The sequence below is a fragment of the Pseudoalteromonas sp. SR44-5 genome, assembly GCF_014163675.1.
In the GTDB taxonomy this organism is placed as follows: domain Bacteria; phylum Pseudomonadota; class Gammaproteobacteria; order Enterobacterales; family Alteromonadaceae; genus Pseudoalteromonas; species Pseudoalteromonas rhizosphaerae.
Map to the genome: position 1 here is coordinate 1 of NZ_JACJDT010000156.1, position 692 is coordinate 692.

The following is a 692-nucleotide window of genomic DNA, read 5'->3' on the forward strand; positions in this document are numbered from 1 at the left end:
ATGTAATCAATTGTTCCTGTTGACGAGCAACCTATTACAAATAATGTTAAAGCAAGTGTGATGAGTGATTTTATGAGCTTGTCCATAATCTATATCCATTTATTAATTGTGATTGCCATTGCTCATTTGCTTCAGCTTGTTCTGGCTGATTGTAAAAAAGCTCGCGTTGTTGGTTTTTAGTGGTGAATTCAGCGTCTTCTTCTGGGCCATGAGCTACGGGCTGCCTCTGCGAATACTTTATAGAACATAAGCTTAGGGTAGTGGCTTTACTACTTATTCTCACGCCATTGGGCTTGTCCTGAACCAAGTTCGTGTAATACGCGACCTGTAAACCCCGCTGATGGTGTATTTGAAACCCAAACCTTTATCTCACCTGATTCACCCATACCAACTATTAAATATGGGTAAATATCAGTTTCTACTTCGCCTGTATGGTAACTAAATCGAGGTAACTTATTTGCAAACTTATAGCCACTTTTATCTATTGCCACTTCACCGTAGTAAATTCTATTTTCTGACTTATCTAACCATTCAACAGCGACTTTTTCTGGGAATTTTTGATCGTAAACACCACTTGTTTTACCGGCACTTTGCCAGCAACAACCAAGGCTCCCCATAGGAATACCCCAACTATTATCAAAAGTGATTGATTGCACCCAGATTTCATTACCCTTTTGTGTCGCACCGCCTGC

General features: G+C 40.0%; 2 protein-coding genes. Both read right to left on the bottom strand.

Annotation, left to right across the window (positions count from 1 at the left end; translation table 11 throughout):
- Positions 1-70: 70 nt before the first annotated feature.
- Complete coding sequence (locus tag H5154_RS22970; RefSeq protein ID WP_259398602.1) at positions 71-283, bottom strand: hypothetical protein; 213 nt, start codon at positions 281-283, stop codon at positions 71-73.
- Positions 270-692: DUF2931 family protein (locus tag H5154_RS22975; protein WP_259398603.1), on the bottom strand; the 423-nt coding region annotated here is incomplete at its 5' end. The genes H5154_RS22975 and H5154_RS22970, both read right to left, overlap by 14 nt.